The following is a 17771-nucleotide window of genomic DNA, read 5'->3' on the forward strand; positions in this document are numbered from 1 at the left end:
ACTCCTGAGGCTGCCTCGCCTTAGGGGTTCTTTTTGCGTTCAATGAAGTAAGGTCCGAGTTCCTTTTCGTGGGTTTTCATAAACGTCCACTGGCCACTCCAATCCATGGCATATACATCTTCGCCTGAAGCCTGAAGCAAATCTGATGCACTCATGCTGGCAGCGTTTTCAATCAGATACGCATCATCGTGAAGTTCGAAAAAAACAGTGCATTTTCCTTTCGGCTGCTTTTGAAAAGCAGCCACTGCAGCTACACCGGAAAGAAATGCGGTTTCTTCATAGCTGCAAAGATGCCAAAGGTAGCTCTTCAGATAGATTTCTTTTTTCTTCTTGGGCGATAAATGGGATGCAAAATGCTCTTCCCATTGACCGCGTAAATACTTGCCCCATTTCGGGAGCTCTTTGTACTTCAGTTCCGATTGAAAGCACAAAATTTATCCCTCTTTTCGCCGTATAATGTTTCCTGCAACTTCTTTTATTATATAGCTTCCTTCGTAGAGAAGTCTTTAGCAATCGTTTTTGCTTCCTGATCCATCAGGCTGATTTTGAAACCAAAGCCGTTTTTTTTCGTAAAATAGGTGAAGAGGGGAGGGGACTTTATGGAAAAGCAACCAAAGCTTAATCTGCCGAAACCGCGGCTGGCCGTTTTTCTCGATGCCGTTGCGCTGCTGGTATTTGCCGCATTGCTTATGTACTTGTTTGGCCAGTTTGCTTCTTTGCCGGATAAAGTGCCCGGGCATTATAATGGCGCCGGAGAAGTGGACCGTTGGGGCAGCAAAATAGAGTTGTTCATCTTGCCAATCATCGGAGCGGCCATGTGGGTTTTTATGTCCATCACTGAAAAGTACCCGCATACATTCAATTACTTGAATTTTTCCAAGGAGAAAGCTGAAGCCCATTATGTAAACGGAGTATTGATGATGAATGTCCTGAAAAATGAAATCGTTTTGTTGTTCAGTTTTCTGACTTACCAGAACATCCAGGTAGCCATTGGAAAAGCAGAAGGGTTAGGAGCAGGATTCATGCCGATTTTTTTGGCAGTCATCTTTGGCACCGTACTATTATTTATGATCCGGATGGTCCGGATATAAAAGCCAGGGAAGGCTCCAAGCAAGTACGGAAACGTGCTTGCTTTTATTTTTTTTTTTTTGAAAAAATCCAGGAGTAGGGGAGGGGAGTCAGCAAGCATTATTTCGCTATTTTTTAAGTTGCCCAGATTTCAGCGGCGCTTCAAAGGCGAGCAGATCCTAATGCTGTAAAAGAGAAAAATATCACTGGATACACACAGCGGAACAGCAACATTCGGATAAGTGGCGTTAATAACACCGCTTATCCACTAAAAAACCGGGAAATGGTGAGTAATTCACAGCTAAATAGAGTTATCCCCAACACTAAAAAGTTATTAACTATTTGATGATGCAACTGTATTAAAAAGAATGTTGGAGGTAATTTTATTTAATACAACTGTATTATTTTATTGAATATTAATAGTATTCTGATAAAATAGAGGTATGCCAAAACTTACAAACCATGAAGAAGTTAAACAGTCGATCGCTGAAGCCGCCTGGAGAGTCATACTACAATATGGAATGGAAGGAGCGTCTGTACGGACAATTGCGAAAGAAGCGGACTTGTCGCTTGGTGCGCTTCGCTATTATTTTAAGACGCAGGATGAATTGGTGGCGTATTCGCGGGAGCTCGTGTACAAAAGAACGGCAGAAAGGATGGGAAGGGTATTTAAGCTGGACATGCCGCCGAAAGACAAAATTGTTCAAGTGCTGCTGAATTTATTGCCGTCTTCTGAAGAAAAAAGGCTGGAAGTGGAGGCTCGGCTGGTGTTTAAAGTGTATACACGCCACAAAGGGGAGAAATTTGATGCCCTGCAAGACAGTGTGTATCTAGCCATTAAAGAGGTTATGTCTTATCTTGTCATGCTGAATCTATTGAAGAAGGATGCTGATTTGCATTTGGAGACGGAGAGGCTGTACTGCTTAATGGATGGACTGGCGCTTGACGCCATGATCCGGCCGGAGCTTCTGGAAGCAAATCGGATGAAGAGAATCATCATCTATCATTTAAATTCAAGCTGCAGTGAAAAATTCGGGAACGTAGGGTGGTAAGGAGTTATAGTAGAAAAACCTATTTTGCATAAAGATGCAGTATCTTTAAAGTATTTATAATATTATTATGTAAACTTAAAGTTGTTGATTTCTTTAGTTTTACTCAATGTATAGGACTTTCTTTAACCAGCCATTTTATTAATGGCTGGTTTTTGTATGGCTTAAGTTAATCGGGGATCTGCATCAGTTTTCAATCTATGAAGTTTAAGTATTTCTAATCTTTTGTATACGATATATTGCATTTGAAAGAATTGTGTGATAAATTATTAAAAACTGATTATGAAGTACAAACTTCAAAAGTTATAAAAAAAGACGTCTTAACTTCAAATGAGGAAAAACTATGAACTTAATGGAATTGATCCGCGAACAATACAACGGTTTGTCCAAGAGCCAAAAGAAAGTAGCAGCTTACGTTTTGGACCACCCAAGAAAAATAGCTCTTGAAGCTGCACAGGATATCGGCGATTCCATCGGCGTCAGTGAGACGACGGTGATCCGGTTTTGCTACAGCCTCGATTTATCGGGCTATGCAGAACTGCAAAAAGCGATTCGCGAACAACTGCTTTCACGGGAAAGCAGTTTAAATGCCTATCAGCAATCCAAAATGGAACTCGAAGAGCAGCCGCATTTTTTGGAAGAAGTGATGGAGCACGACCGCAAGGCCATTGCAGAAACGATGGGACAGATTGACGAAAAGCAATACGAGGCGGCAGTACAAAAGCTCTCATCAGCAGACGCCGTTTACGTGTTAGGGCTCCGTTCTTCATTTGCTTCCGCAAATTGGCTGTCTTTCACGCTTAATCTCGTGCGCGGGAACGTGCACCAAATACGGCCGGAATCCCAGGACGTGCTGCAGACATTGAACGATATGGATACCAATTCCGTGTTGATCGTCGTATCGTTTCACCGGTATTTAAAAGAACCAATCCGGCTGGCGGAACTCGCGAAGCAGCAAGGGGCTTTTGTCATCGGAATTTCCGATGCCCCGCTCGCTCCGGTCCATGCGCACAGTGATGTGCTGTTTCCGATCTACTCGCCGAACAAATCGACGCTGGATGCGACGGCACCGCTATTCTCATTCTTGAACGCCCTCGTAGCCGGCGTAGTGGTAAGGAACAAAGAAAAGTTCCAAAAACGGCAGGAACGCTATCAAGCTTTGGACAGTGATTTCTTATTTATAGAAGGAGACGATTCCCATTGAAAACCATTTTGGATGAAATAAAACCGATAGCCGAAGAGGTGTTTCAGCATTTGCATACCCATCCTGAAATCAGCTGGCAGGAAGTGGAGACAACCCGCTATTTGAAAAACCTGCTGGTGGACGAAGGCTTCAGCGTTGAAACCTTTAATGATTCGACCGGACTCGTAGTAACGGTCGGAAGCGGAGAGCCGTGTGTCGGATTGCGTACAGACATCGATGCCTTGTGGCAGGAAGTGGACGGCACTTATCAGCCCAACCATTCCTGCGGGCATGATGCGCATATGACGCTTGCAGTCGGAACGCTTTTAACATTGAAAAAACTCGGCATACCGGAGAAGGGCCGCTTAAAAGTGATTTTTCAGCCGGCAGAAGAAAAAGGGACGGGTGCCTTGTCATTCGTTGAAAAAGGAATTGTCGACGACATCGATTTTCTGTATGGTGTCCATCTCCGCCCGGCTCAGGAAATTGGCCATGGCTATGCATCGGCAGCCATCATGCACGGCTCAGCAAAAATGCTGAAAGGGGCCATCCGCGGAACTGATGCCCACGGCGCACGGCCGCACGAAGGGCAAAATGCCATTGAAGTGATGGCGCTCCTGGTACAAGCCATCCGCTCGATTCATATCAACCCGATGGTGCCGCATTCAGCGAAAGTGACGATGTTCCAGGCAGGCGGGGAATCCGCAAACATCATTCCGGGAAATGCCGTATTCAGCATTGACATGCGCGCGCAGACGAATAGCGCCATGGAAGAACTGTACACGCAAGTCGATCGAGCAATCCGTTCTGTTGCAGAGCTGGCGGGCGTGGAAATTTCGTATAAGGCCATTGCAGAAATTGCTGCGGCAGAAGTGGACGATACAGCGGTCCGGTTAATGGGCGAAGCCATCACCGAAACGCTTGGCGAAGAATTCCTGGTGCCGCCCATTGTGACGCCGGGCGGCGAAGATTTTCACTTTTATACGTTAAAACGGCCATCCGTAAAAGCTTCCATGCTTGGGCTTGGCTGCGATTTATCTCCAGGGCTGCACCATCCGGCCATGACGTTCAATCAGGACAGTTTAATCGTCGGCATCGAAATTCTTGCCCGGACCGTCCGACAGACTTTTGAACATTTGGAACAAGGGAAGTGACGGGAATGGAAAAAGACATCACTCTCCGCAAACTGGAAAGCAATGCGGACATGCGCTTGATCCAGCAATTGGAACGGGAAGTATGGGACATGTCGCCGGTCCCGACACACCAGACGTTCACCGCTTCTAAAAACGGAGGGATCCTGGTCGGCGCGTTTGACGGCGAAAAACTGGTCGGTTATTGCTACGGCTTTGCCGGATTTCAAGACGGCAAGACGTATCTTTGCTCCCATATGATGGGCATTTTGCCCGCTTATCAATCGATGGGCATCGGCAAAAGGCTGAAACTGGAACAGCGCAGCATTGCCAAGCAAATGGGCTACGATTTGATTACGTGGACGTTCGATCCGCTGGAAAGCCGCAATGCGCATTTGAATACGAGCAAATTATTCGGCATCAGCAGGACGTATATCGAAGATTGCTACGGGGAAATGGACGACGGCTTGAACCGGGGATTGCCGACCGACCGCCTGCAAATTGAATGGTGGATCTCAAGCGGTCGGGTCGAACGCAGCTGGACACCGGACATCGCCAAATACGTGAACCCGTTTGCCATCAGCCGTTCCCCATCCGGCTTTCCGGTACTCCAGCTGCCGGAAAAAGACTTGCCGGAAGCTGCCGAAGGCATAGAAGTGCCGGTGCCGCAGGATTTTCAGGCCATCAAAAAACAGGATCCCGTATTGGCGCTTGATTGGCGCATGAAAATCCGTTCGGTGTTCCAATCGTTATTCGAAGCCGGGTTTGCGGTCATTGGTGTCCGAAAAGCCGAAGCAGGCGTGCATTATTATCAATTCGTTTCAATTGACACGATTCCGCTACAACCAATAGAAAGAGGCGATCAGCAGTGAAAATTACCGAAATCCGCATCCGCAAAATGAAAATGATGATGAAAAAACCGTTCACCACAAGTTTCGGCACGTTCCAGGAAAAAGATTTTCTTTTGCTGGAAGCGAAAGATGAACTCGGAAATTCGGGATGGGGGGAATCAGTAGCTTTCCATTCACCCTGGTACAGCGAAGAAACGCTCGAAACCAATTTGCACATCATCAAAGATTTCCTGGTGCCGATCGTCCTTGGAAATGAAATCAGCCACCCCGATCAAGTCAGCGAATTGTTCGGCCATCTCCGCAAGAACAACATGGCGAAGTCGACGGTTGAAGGCGCCATCTGGGACCTGTATGCAAAGCGGAACAAAATGACGCTTGCCGAAGCATTAGGCGGCACCCGCAAAAGGATCGAAGTCGGAATCAGCATCGGCATCCATGAGAATGCCGATGAACTGATCGAAACCGTTGCTGGATTTGTAGAAGAAGGCTATAAGCGCATCAAAGTGAAAATCAAACCCGGCTATGACGTAGAAGTCATGCGGAAATTGCGTGCGGCATTTCCTGACGTGCCGATGATGGCGGATGCGAATTCCGCTTATCGGCTAAAAGATACCGAGCTGCTGAAGCAGCTGGACGGCCTGAATTTAACGATGATCGAACAGCCGCTGGCATCGGATGATATCATTGACCATGCCACTTTGCAGGCGAATCTTCAGACGCCGATTTGCCTGGATGAAAGCATCCATTCACTTGAAGATACCCGGAAAGCGGTAGAGCTTGGCAGCACCAAAATCATCAACATCAAAATCGGGCGCGTCGGCGGTCTGACAGAAGCGAAAAAGATCCATGACTACTGCGCCGAAAAAGGCATTCCGGTCTGGTGCGGGGGAATGCTTGAATCCGGCATTGGACGCGCGCACAATATCGCGTTAACAACCTTGCCAAACTTCACGTTGCCGGGCGATACGGCCGGTTCGTCCCGATACTGGGAAGAAGACGTCATTTCGCCGGAAGTGGTCGTAGAAGATGGCTACATCACCGTTCCCGATGCCTACGGAATTGGCTATGCAATAAACAAACAAGCCATGGACCGCTTCACCGTCGAAGAACTGGTGTTTCAAGCACAACCATCAACAGCTGCCACTGGCCAATAAAAACTTAAAAAGCAACGGGGGGAAATGATTATGAGACAAAGCTTTCAAATTGGCGGGGCATTTATCGGCGTCATCGTGGGTGCGGGCTTCGCATCCGGTCAGGAAGTTCTGCAATTCTTTACGAGTTTCGGGATATACGGCATTATCGGTTCACTTCTGGCAATGGCGCTGTTCGCCTTTCTCGGCATGAACTTGACGCAGCTCGGCAGCCAGCTCCAGACCAAATCCCATCAACACGCCATCCGCCACATTTGCGGCAAGTATTTGGGGCCGGTCGTTGACGTGGCCATTACTTTTTTCTTGTTCGGCGTGACGGTTGTCATGTTTTCCGGTTCCGGTGCCATTTTTGAGCAGCAATTCGGAATTCCCGGATCGGTGGGGAATGTACTGATGGCTGTCTTGACGATTGCGACCGTCATGTTGAGTGTGAACAAAGTGATTTCGCTGATCAGTGCCTTTACACCGGTCCTGCTTTTGGTCGTCATCATTATCACAGTGTATTCATTGTTTAATTTTGATATGACTTCAGCAGAACTGGCTGCTGCCACCGCTTCTGCTGCAAGCAGCCAAGCAGCGCCTCACTGGCTATTGGGCGCGGCGCTTTATGTATCTTATAACCTGGCTGCAGGGGCGGCCATGATGACGGTGATGGGCGGCACGGTGAAAGATGCAAAAATCGCAGCCCGCGGCGGCATCATCGGCGGCGTCGGGCTTGGAATTTTGATCTTGCTAATCAATGTTTCCATGTTGACGCAACTAAAAGAAATTGCGGCTGTTCCAATGCCGATGCTGGTACTGGCGAATAACATGAGTCCGTTAATCGGCGGCTTAATGTCTATTATTCTCCTAGGTATGATTTACAATACCGCTGTCGGCATGCTATATGCGTTCACGGCACGTATTGTGAAGCCGGACAGCAAAAAATTCAAAGTATCGGTCGGAGCTTTCGGAGCCGTCGCATTTGCTTCCAGCTTTGTCGGTTTCGTCACGTTGGTCGGAACCGTGTATCCGGTGATGGGGTATTTAGGATTTACGCTGATTGCAGCGATTGTCATTGCGTGGGTGCGCAAAAGGAAAGTGCAGACCTCCCGAAATGCGATCACTACCCCATAAAAATAACTTGCACATATTAAGAACTTCCTGTTAATTTTTGCAGGAAGTTCTTTATTTTTCTTTAAAAGTGTTGGACGGCCATTCCAAAAGCCAGCCCATGCTGGATTAATAAGTATTTAAAGGATAAGGATGATAAGATTTGCGTGTCTTAAGGCCGATGCAATGTTCCCAAACAGAAGGTTTATGCATTTTAATTAGAAAATTCAGAAATAATATTTCCTGCTTTGGTAGGAATATGCTACCATTTAAATAAATGCTTGCTCATGAATGTTAAATTGACTTCTTTAAAGAAAGAAGGTGATGCACTTGCAGTCAGTTTCATCTTTTTTTCCCATGTCTTGCCTTTGTCCATAACTGTTTAAGTGCTGAAAACAAATGGAATGGTTTTTGACGGTTTAAGCTTTGCAATACCAGTTTGCTTTGGACTTATCATCGTTGCATTAACTTAAAGAAGAGAGGGATTAGGATGGCTGATGCAAGTGTCCGTGCGCGAATTCAGCGCTTCGGGAGTTATTTGAGCGGCATGATCATGCCGAACATCGGTGCTTTTATTGCCTGGGGTCTTATCACCGCTTTGTTCATACCCGATGGCTGGTTTCCGAACGAAACTTTAGGTTCGCTCGTCGGGCCGATGATTACGTATCTCTTGCCGCTCTTGATCGGCTTCACCGGCGGCCGGCTTGTCTATGATTTCCGGGGCGGTGTCCTCGGGGCAATCGCCACAATGGGGGTTATTGTCGGCGCTGAAATTCCGATGTTCCTCGGTGCCATGATCATGGGGCCGCTGGCCGGATTTGCCATGAAAGTGATCGACGGGTGGTTCCAGCACCGCATCCGCGTCGGTTTTGAAATGCTTTACAACAACTTTTCAGCCGGGATATTGGGTGCGTTCCTGGCTGGAATCGCTGTATTCTTCGTCGGACCGATTGTTAACGCTTTGACCAATACATTGGCCGACGGGGTGGAAGTGATCGTCAATTTGGGATTATTGCCGCTCGCAAGCATTCTCATTGAGCCGGCAAAAATCCTGTTTTTGAACAATGCCATCAACCACGGGATTTTAAGCCCGCTTGGAGTGGAGCAGGCGGCGGATGCCGGGAAATCGATCCTGTTCCTGCTTGAGACCAATCCGGGCCCAGGCCTTGGCGTACTGCTGGCGTTTTCGGTATTCGGCAAAGGCGTCTCCAAAGCGTCTGCACCGGGTGCGGCCATCATCCAGTTTCTCGGCGGGATCCACGAAATATATTTCCCGTATGTTTTGATGAAACCGATTCTGCTGTTGGCGGTAATCGCCGGCGGGATGAGCGGCGTCTTTACATTCACTGTCTTTAATGCAGGGCTTCCTGCCACTCCATCTCCCGGCAGTATTTTCGCCTTGCTCGCTTTAACGCCTCAAGGCAATTATCTTGGGGTTATTTCCGGCGTAGTGGTTGCGGCGCTTGTGTCGTTCCTGGTTGCTTCGGTCGTTTTGAAAACGAGCAAAGCGGAAGAAGAAGATTTGGCTGCCGCAGCCGGCAGAATGGAAGAAATGAAAGGGAAGAAAAGCGACGCTACAGGCTACTTGACTCCAAAACCGGCGAAAGAAGTGGTTGGAATGACTTCCGGTGACCGTGTGGAAGAGGACAATACGCAGCCGGTCAATGCCGCACCTGTTAAAAATGCCACAGACATCCATAAAGTGGTGTTCGCATGCGATGCCGGGATGGGATCGAGTGCAATGGGAGCCTCGCTGCTCCGCAACAAGTTCAAAAAGGAAAACATCGATATACCGGTTTCCAATACCGCAATCAACCAGCTGCCGGAAGACGCCGATATCGTAGTCACCCATAAAGATTTAACGGACCGGGCAAAGGCGAAATTGCCGAATGCCGAACATATTTCCGTTGAAAATTTCATGAACAGCCCGGAATACGACAAGCTGGCCAGAAGATTGAAAAACGAATGAGAATCAATTGAAAAATATTACAATGGGAGTGATACGGATGGCAAAGGACGTATTGAGCAAAGACAATATCAAGCTGAATGTACCGTTAACCGGAAAAGAAGAAGCAATACGCTTTACCGGTGAGATTTTGGTGAACGGCGGCTATGTGGACGCCGGGTACATCGATAAAATGTTCGAACGGGAAGAAATGGCCTCTACGTATATGGGGAATTTCCTGGCAATTCCGCACGGCACGGAAGATGCCAAGAAAAACGTCTTTGAAACCGGGATCTCGGTTGTGACAGTACCGGAAGGTATCGATTTTGGCGGCGGGAACCTGGCAAAGATCTTTATCGGCATTGCAGGCAAAGGAAATGAGCATTTGGAGATTTTGTCCAATATCGCCATCGTCTGCTCCGAAGAGGAAAACATCGAGAAAATCCTGAATGCCCGGTCAGAAGAAGAAATTTTGGACCTTTTTAGCGAGGTGGGGTAAATGCAGGCCGTCCATTTCGGGGCAGGCAATATCGGCCGTGGATTTATCGGCTTGCTGCTTAGCCAGTCCAGCTACCATACACTGTTTCTGGATGTCAATGAGTCGGTCATCAATGCCTTGAATGAACACAAAGAATACGAAGTGACCTTAACAGGTGAGAAGAAGGAAGTGCTGCGGGTCAGGGATGTCAGCGGCATCAACAGCCTGACAAATGCGGAAGAAGCAGCAGAATTCTTGAGCCGGGCCGATTTGGTTACGGCCGCTGTTGGACCGAAAGTGCTGCCAGCCATAGCGGGGCTGTTGGCCGAAGGGTTGAAAAGGCGGTTTCAAAACCGGCCAGAGCCGCTTAACGTCATTGCGTGCGAAAACATGATCGGCGGCAGCTCGATGTTGAAAGAACATGTCTATCAGCATTTATCAGCGGAAGAAAAACGGCTGGCTGACGAACTGATCGGCTTCCCGGATGCAGCAGTCGACCGCATCGTTCCGGATCAGCGCAGCGGCGACCTTTTAGGTGTCGCTGTCGAGCCTTATTTTGAGTGGGTGGTGGAGCGTCCGTCCATCAAAGGAGATCCTCCGCCGGTTAACGGCATTACGTATGTGGACGAGTTGGAGCCTTATATTGAACGGAAGCTATTTACAGTCAATACGGGACACGCGGTCCCTGCTTATTTAGGCCGGTATAAAGGGTATCAGACGATCAATGAAGCGATGGACGACGAAGAAATTGAAAGAGTTCTCCAAGGGGCGCTTGAAGAAACCGGCGAAGTCCTGGTGCAGATGCATAGATTCAATCCATCCCTGCATAAGGAATACACACAAAAAATCATTGAACGTTTTCGGAATCCCTACGTTTCCGATTTTGTAACCCGGGTAGGTAGAGGACCGATCCGTAAACTGGGAAGCAATGACCGTTTGGTCCGGCCAGCCAGCCTGTATATACAGATGACTGGGAAAGAACCGGTCAACTTAGCGACGGTCATCGCTGCGGTCTTGCTTTATGAAAACGATGAAGACGATGAAGCAAGGGAATTGCAAAAACAGATCAATGAGCAGGGATACGAAAGTGCCTTCCGCCATATTTCCGGTTTGCCGGAAAATGATCCGCTTGTTGGTGCGGTCATGAAGCAATTGGACGCAATGAAAAAACAAAGATTAAGTTAAGGGGCAGCTAAGGCTGCCTCTTTTTCCGCCTGGCATTTTTCGTCTTTGAAAATGCAGGAGTGAACGAATTGACAAGACCATGTGTGATGCTAAAATAAAAATATCAAACTGGAGATGTACCCAAGAGGCTGAAGGGGGCTGACTCGAAATCAGTTAGGGCGTGCAAGCGCCGCGGGGGTTCGAATCCTCTCATCTCCGTCCTCATATATGCAAAAAAAAGAACCGGCTGATACTTTTCAGCTGGTTCTTTTTTTACGGCTAAAGTACTGAGATAGAGGACATTGACGAATGAAAATTCATAAAATTTTGATGTTTTTGTTTAGGCGTATAGATAGAGGGAATAGGAAGGATGCAATTATAAATACCTAACCGAATGGAGGAGAAGTACATGAACCAATTTACCGGAGCATTCCGGGACATGGGTACGACGATCGTCAATTTTATTCCCAATGTCATCGGCGCAATTCTGTTGCTGCTTGTTGCCTGGCTGGTCGCAACCCTTGTCCGCGCCATCTTTACGAAAGGGCTGAAAAAAGCCGGGGCACCTAAAGCTATGGTCAAAGGGCATATGGCAAAAACCCAAGAAGATGCAGACAGCAAACTGGACTCAATCGGAAAAATTTTCTATTACCTTGTCTTTATCCTGTTTATTCCGAGTGTCTTTGACCAACTGAATATGCGAGCTGTAGCGGCTCCCATTTCAAACATGATGGATAAACTGCTGGCATTCCTGCCGAACTTATTAATGGCAGCCATTATCCTCATTCTTGGCTACTTTGTTGCCAAGTTCGTTAAGAATCTCGTCGCAACGATTTTAACAACGATCAACATCGACAAATGGTTCAATAAACTGACGAACAAAACCGGCACACCTGAAAAGATGTCGCCGAGCAACAAAAACACTTTGGCAAACGTTCTTGCTAATGTTGTATTCGTCCTTGTTTTGATTCCCATTGTCACCGTGGCACTGGAAACCTTGAACATCGATTCGATTTCACGGCCAATTACAGCAATGCTCAATCAAGTCCTGAATATGATTCCAAATATCTTTGTGGCAATCATTCTGATTTTAGTCGGTATTGCCATCGGGAAGTTTGTCGGTGATTTGCTGAGCAGCCTGCTGAAAGGCACGGGGCTTGATAATCTTTCTCGTTCGTTGAATTCCGGTTCACGGCCGAATATGCCGACATTTGATATCGCTGCCATCATCGGCAAAGTCGTACAAATCTTGATCATCGTGTTCTTTACAGTTGAAGCATTAAATGTTCTGCAATTGGATGTACTGAACAATATCGGTACTTCCATCATCAGCTACTTGCCAAACGTTTTAAGTGCCTTAATCATTCTAGGGCTCGGCATCGTCGGCGCCAACTTGCTTGGCAATTACGTCCAGCGCGCTTCTGGAAACCGTATGTATGGCGCGATTGTCAAATACGCCATCATCATCATGGCAATCTTCATGACGCTTGACCAATTGAACTTTGCTACCAACATCGTCAACTTGGCGTTCCTGTTCATCATTGCAGGCCTAGCCGTAGCCTTCGCCATCGCGTTTGGCATCGGCGGCCGCGACTTCGCGAAGCGCCAATTGGATAAGTTTGAAGCAAAAGCACAAGAGGAAGACAAAAAACCGACAGATGGAAATCTATAAGAACAGCAAAAAGGAGTTGTCCCAAAAGTAATTTGGGACAACTCCTTTGCAACGAAGCTAGCGCAGCGATGCAGAAACAGGAGCAATAGTACTCCCCAACGCTTTATTAGAAGCAGGGGGCTGTCCAATAAGTCTATTATTCGACTTATTGGACAGCCCCTTTTTTGATTTCATTCGCTCGCGTTACAATTCGTCATCCAGCAAATTTTGAAGTGCCTGCTTCTCCAGATTGATTTCATCGACTGTCCGAACCCCGAGCTTTCTAATCAACGGCAGCGGCGGACACCAGCCCTGTATGGCATGCTGAAGCATAAAAACGCTGACAGCTCCGCTCACATACATCCATTTTTTGTTTACAGCCAGACCAAGCAGTGAAGAGACCAAGGCGATTGAGGCCATATTTAACTCTAGCACCCGCTCTGTGTCCCATTCCTCTTCCAAATGTAAGATGCGCTTCTCTATCGTCTCTTTGTCCTGGCGCTTGAAGTAGTTGACGTTCGCTTCTATTTGCCGTTCAATTTCCCCGTTAATCGACTCCGGCGTGTTCATCGTAATTCTCGACTTTGTTGAAGGCAATTTTTCAATATCCATGGCCATCTAAATCCCTGCTTTCGTTTAGTTTCTTCTGTTGTAGTATTCCGCTAATCGGGAAGAATAAACATTTTTTGCACAAGCGGTTTCCATGTTGCGTATCTGTGTATAATTTGGCTGAATTTTGCATTATAATAAACACACATGAAATCCGATCCCAATGAAAGAGTGAGGCGAATGAAGAACTATATTTGTGAAACATGCGGCGTACAATACGAAAGTTCCAAAAGCCCGCCAAGTTTCTGTATGATTTGCAGTGAAGAACGGCAATACGTGAACCATAGCGGACAAAAATGGACGACGCTCGAACGCATGGTCCATACAGAGCCGTACAAAAATTTCTTCCATAAAGAAGAAGAAGGCTTATTCAGCGTCAAAACCAAACCTGAATTTGCGATTGGCCAGTCCGCTTATATTGTTCAGGAAAGCGGCTTTCATCTGTTGTGGGATTGCCTCACTTATTTCGATGCCAATTCTATAGAAGCCATTAAAAAAATGGGCGGGATTGATGCCATTGCGTTGTCCTATCCGCATTATTATGCCAGCCAAGTAGAATGGGCAGATGCGCTTGATGCCAAAATCTATATTCACGAAGACGACAGAAAGTGGGTCACGCGGCCAAGCGGAAGAATGGTTTTCTGGTCAGGGGAATCGCTTATGCTGCATGAAGGATTGGTTCTTCACCGGCTGGGTGGACATTTCAAAGGAGGGGCTGTCCTCGAATGGCAAAATGGCTTTGACCGAAAAGGGGTGCTGCTTCCAGGCGATATTGTCCGGGTGATGCCGGGAAGAGACTGGGCAAGTTTCATGTACAGCTACCCGAACTTCATTCCCTTGCCGCCGGACATTGTCGAAAGGATGGCAAAGAAGCTCAGCACCATCAAATTCAAACGGGTGTATGATGCATTTCAGCGCATCATTCCAGACCAAGCGGATGGACGGATCCAACAATCTGCCATGCGCTATATCGATGCAATCAACGGAAAATTATTTGAAACTTAAGCCCAAAGGAGCGAAACGCCGCCATGAACCGAGAACAGCTGAAAACACGGATTTTCACAGCCCATAAACAACAAGCGGCCGACCTGGTGATCCGAAATGCAAAAATCGTCAACGTCTTTACGAAAGAGCTGACAAAGGGGGACATCGCTATACAAGACGGTGTCATTGTCGGAATCGGCGACTACCGGGGCAACCGGGAAATTGATGCAGAAGGGCGCTATATCTGCCCAGGCCTGATAGACGCACATGTCCACATCGAATCATCCATGGTCACGCCGCATCAATTTTCGCAAGTGGTTTTGCCTCATGGCGTAACAACCGCCATCACTGATCCCCATGAAATCGCCAATGTCTGCGGTTCAGAAGGAATCGAATTTATGCTCAACGATTCGGAAGAAGCCCTGCTTGAAGTGCTGGTTATGCTGCCATCCTGTGTGCCGGCAACCGCTTTTGAAAATTCAGGTGCTTCGCTGAGTTCGGAAGACCTGCACCCATTTATAAGCCACAAGCGGGTCATGGGAATCGCGGAAGTGATGGATTTCCCTTCTGTTGCCCAAGGAGCGGACGGAATGATGGACAAGCTGCTGCTCAGCCGGCAAATCGATGGCCATGCTTCCGGCTTAGAAGAAAACGATATCAATGTCTATCTGGCTGCGGGCATTACGACAGACCATGAATGCGTTACTAAAGAAGAAGCGGTTATGCGGCTGGAGCGCGGCATGTACGTTATGCTGCGGGAAGGGTCAGTTGCCAAGAATTTAACCTCGCTGCTTGAAGCGGTCAACGAGAAAAATGCCCATCGCTGTTTGTTTTGTACAGATGACAAGCATCTGGATGATTTGATCGAAGAAGGAAGCATCGATTACAACGTCCGAACTGCCATTCGCTATGGGTTAGACCCGATTACAGCGATTTCAATGGCAAGTTTCAACGCAGCCCAGTGCTACGGCTTGCATAAAAAAGGCGCCATTGCCGCGGGTTATGACGCCGATTTTATCCTGTTGGACGATTTGGAAGAATTTGAGATCCACCAAGTATATAAAAAGGGGAAGCTCGCGGCGGAAAACGGGCGCTATGCCGGGCCGCAGGTTCAAGGAGCAGCAGCAAATCGCGTACGGAACACGGTGGATATCCTCGATTTTACTGAACAAGATTTACAAATTCCTTTGCCGGAACATGCAAAAGCGCATATTATCGGCATAAATCCGAACAGTTTGCTCACAGACCATTTGGTGGAAGAAGTCGATGCCGAAAGCGGCGGCTTTGTCCCAAACATCGAAAGAGATTTGCTGAAAATCGTTGTGGTAGAAAGGCATCAGGCGCTTGGGAACGTGGGAGTCGGCATCGTCAAAGGCCTCGGATTAAAAAGAGGGGCGATTGCCACCACCGTTGCGCACGATTCGCACAATATCATCGCAGCGGGCACCAATGATGCAGATATTGTTGCTGCAGTAGAAACCTTAAAACAAATGGAAGGCGGCTTGGTGGTTGTCAACGAGAGGGAAGTGTTGGCGGCTCTTGCCTTGCCGGCTGCCGGGCTGATGGCTGAAGCAGGCTTTGAAGAAGTTTACGATGAACTTAAAGGGATTGACGCGGGATTGGCGAAACTGGAGGCTCCGGAGAATTTTAATGCTTTTTTGACTTTGTCATTTTTATCACTTCCTGTTATTCCGCATTTGAAAATTACGGACTGCGGATTGTTCGACATGGATGAATTTCAACACATTTCTGTTTTGGTTGAAGAAAAAGAAAAAAGGTTTGAATGAAAATTAACCCGTGCCAATCGGCCGCCTCTGCTTATGGAGTCGGCTTTTTTGCATGCTTTGACAATTTTCAGCCGACTTTCGAAAGACGGCAGATCTCAAATCGAACAGTTTTCGGCGTTCCATTTATTTGAAATTGATGGACGAAAAAGGTTTACAAAATCTATGAATAAGGAATTAGTGCAGAAGACAGACGTTTAACTAAGTGGGTTAATATATACAAAAAACGGATAAAGTTATTAAAAAGGTCTCTTTTTACTGGAATCATAATGTTTTCGGTAAATTTTGATGTAAGCGCTATCAAATTTAAAAGGGGGTCAAGTCATTGAAAAAGCTGGCATTTTTTCTAGTAATTTTGGCTGTACTTTTTTTAACGGCGTGTGGCGGCGGATCAGGAAGCGGCGAAACAGCAGATGGGAAGATTGAGTTGACGTACATCAACGGCTTCACTGGAGGTGACGGTGATTTTATGAAAAAGATCACCAACGGATTTAACGAGTCGCAAGATAAGTACGTGATTAAAGAATCCCAGGAAAAAGACCATTACACCAAATTTAAAACAGGGAATTATGATTTAGTGATCATTCACACGGATTTGCTTGAGACCTATAAGCAGGATGGAATGATCCAGGACATCAGCAGCGTCATGGAAACTGCCGGCATCAGCCCGGATGATTTCCACGATAAAGCCAAAGAACAAGTGACTTTTGATGACGGCGTCTTTGCTGTGCCTCTTGATATCCATCCGATGACAATGTTCTATAACAAAAAGTTAGCGCCTGAAGCCCCTCAAAACTATGCGGATTTTGCCAGTTTGACGCAAACGCTCCAGCAGCAGGATCCGAACCTTTTTGCAACCGGAGTCCCGAGTGCCGGCCTTGGCGAATGGTTTATCATGACGGTCGCTGCCCAAAATGGCATCAATTTGGTTGAAGATAATTATATGAATTTTGCGCAGGAAGAATTAGCCGACGCTTTGATGATCTACAACGATATGATTTTCAAAGACAAGATTTCTCCTGAAGGCTTGGGGCTTGACGGTGAATTCCAGGCTTTCATGAAACAAGTCGATGAAGGCGGAAGCGCCGTGCAGACGGCAACCGCTTTAACCGGCCCTTGGTATTACCAGGCGGTCAAAGAAGCGTATGGCGATGATTTGGGAATCGCTTCTGTGCCGGTTATTGGAGAACAGCCGGGAGTTTATGGTGCCGGCCATACATTGGCTTTGCCTTCATCAGTCACTGACGAAGAGCGGATTGCCGGAATTGCCGAATTTCTGAAATATATGTATACGCCGGAAAACTTAATCAACTGGGCTGACAGCGGACAAGCGCCAACCCATATGCCGACGATGGAATTGGTGGAATCTGATGCGGCGAAATATCCGCTGTCAGCACAGAACATCAAACAGTTCGATTCGTTCGAGGGTGCACCGAAGTTGTATCAATACCGTGAACAAGTCCGCTATGTCGTAGAAAATGTCTACCCGAAAGTAGTTGGGGAAGCAAATATATCAAAAGAAACTTTGATGAGCGAATTGGAGAAGGCAACCGAACAGGCAAAACAAGTGGCAGAAACAGCGCCTCAATAAAGTAAACGTTAGTCAAAGATAGAGCAGAACGGCATTTCATC

The 17771-nt window shown here is 47.2% G+C and carries 16 protein-coding genes and 1 tRNA gene; 15 read left to right on the forward strand and 2 right to left on the reverse strand.

Translation table 11 applies throughout. The features are described 5' to 3' along the window. Positions 1–20: 20 nt before the first annotated feature. Positions 21–431 carry a DUF4275 family protein gene (locus BLQ32_RS11125; protein WP_244890348.1) on the reverse strand — a complete coding sequence of 137 codons (411 nt, stop codon included), beginning with the start codon at positions 429–431 and terminating at the stop codon, positions 21–23. A 168-nt stretch (positions 432–599) separates the two neighbouring features. On the opposite strand from BLQ32_RS11125, the gene BLQ32_RS11130 reads away from it, so the two are divergent. From BLQ32_RS11130 to BLQ32_RS11185, 12 genes are all read left to right on the forward strand, one after another. Then, a complete protein-coding gene (locus tag BLQ32_RS11130) occupies positions 600–1091 on the forward strand; it encodes a DUF1648 domain-containing protein (protein ID WP_053167251.1) in 492 nt (163 codons plus the stop codon). A 420-nt stretch (positions 1092–1511) separates the two neighbouring features. After that, positions 1512–2120: a TetR/AcrR family transcriptional regulator gene (locus BLQ32_RS11135; protein WP_074510362.1), complete on the forward strand. Its 609-nt coding sequence runs from the start codon at positions 1512–1514 to the stop codon at positions 2118–2120. Positions 2121–2460: 340 nt separating this feature from the next. Then, a complete protein-coding gene (locus tag BLQ32_RS11140; RefSeq protein ID WP_074510363.1) occupies positions 2461–3321 on the forward strand; it encodes a MurR/RpiR family transcriptional regulator in 861 nt (286 codons plus the stop codon). After that, positions 3318–4454: a M20 peptidase aminoacylase family protein gene (locus tag BLQ32_RS11145; protein ID WP_074510364.1), complete on the forward strand. Its 1137-nt coding sequence runs from the start codon at positions 3318–3320 to the stop codon at positions 4452–4454. Before BLQ32_RS11140 ends, BLQ32_RS11145 begins: the two co-directional genes overlap by 4 nt. Before the next feature lie 5 nt (positions 4455–4459). After that, positions 4460–5302, forward strand: a complete 843-nt coding sequence (locus BLQ32_RS11150; RefSeq protein WP_074510365.1) for a GNAT family N-acetyltransferase — start codon at positions 4460–4462, stop codon at positions 5300–5302. Next, positions 5299–6435 carry an o-succinylbenzoate synthase gene (gene menC, locus BLQ32_RS11155; protein ID WP_074510366.1) on the forward strand — a complete coding sequence of 379 codons (1137 nt, stop codon included), beginning with the start codon at positions 5299–5301 and terminating at the stop codon, positions 6433–6435. Before BLQ32_RS11150 ends, menC begins: the two co-directional genes overlap by 4 nt. A gap of 30 nt (positions 6436–6465) precedes the next feature. Then, a complete protein-coding gene (locus BLQ32_RS11160) occupies positions 6466–7548 on the forward strand; it encodes a YkvI family membrane protein (protein WP_074510367.1) in 1083 nt (360 codons plus the stop codon). Between the two features lie 466 nt (positions 7549–8014). Then, positions 8015–9493, forward strand: a complete 1479-nt coding sequence (locus BLQ32_RS11165) for a PTS mannitol transporter subunit IIBC (RefSeq protein ID WP_036803641.1) — start codon at positions 8015–8017, stop codon at positions 9491–9493. 37 nt (positions 9494–9530) lie between these two features. Continuing rightward, positions 9531–9968, forward strand: coding sequence for a PTS mannitol transporter subunit IIA (locus BLQ32_RS11170; RefSeq protein ID WP_036803644.1), 438 nt, complete (start codon positions 9531–9533; stop codon positions 9966–9968). Further along, on the forward strand, positions 9969–11132 hold the full coding sequence (locus tag BLQ32_RS11175) for a mannitol-1-phosphate 5-dehydrogenase (protein ID WP_074510368.1): 1164 nt from the start codon (positions 9969–9971) through the stop codon (positions 11130–11132). Positions 11133–11242: 110 nt separating this feature from the next. Further along, positions 11243–11330, forward strand: a tRNA-Ser gene (locus tag BLQ32_RS11180). 190 nt (positions 11331–11520) lie between these two features. Next, positions 11521–12783 carry a mechanosensitive ion channel gene (locus BLQ32_RS11185; protein ID WP_074510369.1) on the forward strand — a complete coding sequence of 421 codons (1263 nt, stop codon included), beginning with the start codon at positions 11521–11523 and terminating at the stop codon, positions 12781–12783. A gap of 183 nt (positions 12784–12966) precedes the next feature. Here BLQ32_RS11185 and BLQ32_RS11190 read toward each other — a convergent pair whose 3' ends face one another. Then, positions 12967–13380, reverse strand: coding sequence for a YgaP-like transmembrane domain (locus tag BLQ32_RS11190; RefSeq protein ID WP_083335311.1), 414 nt, complete (start codon positions 13378–13380; stop codon positions 12967–12969). Positions 13381–13551: 171 nt separating this feature from the next. Between BLQ32_RS11190 and BLQ32_RS11195 the strand changes: the two genes are divergently transcribed. The 3 genes from BLQ32_RS11195 (at position 13552) to BLQ32_RS11205 (ending at position 17730) form a co-directional block, all read left to right on the forward strand. Beyond that, entirely contained in the window at positions 13552–14376 is an 825-nt protein-coding gene (locus tag BLQ32_RS11195; RefSeq protein ID WP_074510370.1) for a hypothetical protein, read from the forward strand. 23 nt (positions 14377–14399) lie between these two features. Then, positions 14400–16142 carry an adenine deaminase gene (gene ade / locus BLQ32_RS11200; RefSeq protein WP_074510371.1) on the forward strand — a complete coding sequence of 581 codons (1743 nt, stop codon included), beginning with the start codon at positions 14400–14402 and terminating at the stop codon, positions 16140–16142. A 322-nt stretch (positions 16143–16464) separates the two neighbouring features. After that, positions 16465–17730 (forward strand): ABC transporter substrate-binding protein, encoded by a 1266-nt coding sequence (locus tag BLQ32_RS11205; RefSeq protein WP_053166852.1) that lies wholly within the window; start codon positions 16465–16467, stop codon positions 17728–17730. Positions 17731–17771 lie beyond the last annotated feature (41 nt).

It is taken from the genome of Planococcus glaciei, from assembly GCF_900099655.1.
Lineage (GTDB): Bacteria > Bacillota > Bacilli > Bacillales_A > Planococcaceae > Planococcus > Planococcus glaciei.

Bases quoted from the DNA above. Each gene is read 5' to 3' on its own strand.
- BLQ32_RS11130 (WP_053167251.1), top strand. From the start codon at position 600: ATGGAAAAGCAACCAAAGCTTAATCTGCCGAAACCGCGGCTGGCCGTT.
- BLQ32_RS11135 (WP_074510362.1), top strand. From the start codon at position 1,512: ATGCCAAAACTTACAAACCATGAAGAAGTTAAACAGTCGATCGCTGAA.
- BLQ32_RS11140 (WP_074510363.1), top strand. From the start codon at position 2,461: ATGAACTTAATGGAATTGATCCGCGAACAATACAACGGTTTGTCCAAG.
- BLQ32_RS11150 (WP_074510365.1), top strand. From the start codon at position 4,460: ATGGAAAAAGACATCACTCTCCGCAAACTGGAAAGCAATGCGGACATG.
- BLQ32_RS11160 (WP_074510367.1), top strand. From the start codon at position 6,466: ATGAGACAAAGCTTTCAAATTGGCGGGGCATTTATCGGCGTCATCGTG.
- BLQ32_RS11165 (WP_036803641.1), top strand. From the start codon at position 8,015: ATGGCTGATGCAAGTGTCCGTGCGCGAATTCAGCGCTTCGGGAGTTAT.
- BLQ32_RS11170 (WP_036803644.1), top strand. From the start codon at position 9,531: ATGGCAAAGGACGTATTGAGCAAAGACAATATCAAGCTGAATGTACCG.
- BLQ32_RS11175 (WP_074510368.1), top strand. From the start codon at position 9,969: ATGCAGGCCGTCCATTTCGGGGCAGGCAATATCGGCCGTGGATTTATC.
- BLQ32_RS11185 (WP_074510369.1), top strand. From the start codon at position 11,521: ATGAACCAATTTACCGGAGCATTCCGGGACATGGGTACGACGATCGTC.
- BLQ32_RS11190 (WP_083335311.1), bottom strand. From the start codon at position 13,380: ATGGCCATGGATATTGAAAAATTGCCTTCAACAAAGTCGAGAATTACG.
- BLQ32_RS11195 (WP_074510370.1), top strand. From the start codon at position 13,552: ATGAAGAACTATATTTGTGAAACATGCGGCGTACAATACGAAAGTTCC.
- ade (WP_074510371.1), top strand. From the start codon at position 14,400: ATGAACCGAGAACAGCTGAAAACACGGATTTTCACAGCCCATAAACAA.